This window comes from Vibrio sp. 704 (assembly GCF_033339295.1).
Genome location: NZ_JAWOUH010000303.1, coordinates 1 through 800 on the forward strand (window position 1 = coordinate 1; position 800 = coordinate 800).

Annotated in this window: 1 protein-coding gene; it reads right to left on the reverse strand. The window is 51.2% G+C overall.

Going from position 1 to position 800, the window contains the following annotated elements; all coding sequences use genetic code 11:
- Positions 1–800 (reverse strand): helix-hairpin-helix domain-containing protein (locus tag R7R24_RS26070; protein ID WP_318120024.1); only part of this gene is annotated, 800 nt, incomplete at both ends.

Here is an 800-nt window from a genome sequence, read left to right on the forward strand (position 1 = left end):
TCTGGGTGCACTGCAGAGGCATCCAGTGGGTTTTTACCATCCATAATACGAAGGAAACCCGCACACTGCTCGAACGCCTTAGCACCTAAACGAGGCACTATCTTCAAAGTTGTACGTGCTTCGAAACGACCGTTTTCATCACGGAAGTCGACAATGTTCTGTGCGATGGTGCTCGACAAGCCTGCAACGCGCGTCAGTAGCGCTGCAGAGGCAGTGTTCACATCAACACCCACCGCGTTTACACAGTCTTCGACAATCGCATCAAGACGTTTTGCCAGCATAGATTGGCTAACATCGTGCTGATATTGGCCCACACCGATCGATTTAGGATCGATTTTAACGAGCTCCGCTAGCGGGTCTTGCAGACGACGAGCAATCGACACCGCACCACGCAGAGATACGTCCATATTTGGGAACTCTTTCGCTGCAAGCTCAGATGCTGAGTAAACCGATGCCCCCGCTTCACTTACGATGATCTTCTGAACTTTCAGGTTGCCGCGTTTGATCACGTCTGCGACAAAGCTGTCGGTTTCACGCGAAGCCGTGCCGTTACCTATCGCAATCAAATCCACGTTGTATTTGCGCACCAACTGATCAACGATTTGCGCTGATTTGTCGTATTGCTTTTGTGGTGGGTGAGGGTAGATGGTTTCTGTTGCAAGCACTTTACCAGTAGGGTCGACAATAGCGATTTTAGAGCCTGTACGCAGACCCGGATCGAGACCCAGCGTCGCACGAGGGCCTGCCGGTGCTGCCATCAACAAATCTTTTAGGTTGGTGGCAAACACTTCAATCGCTTC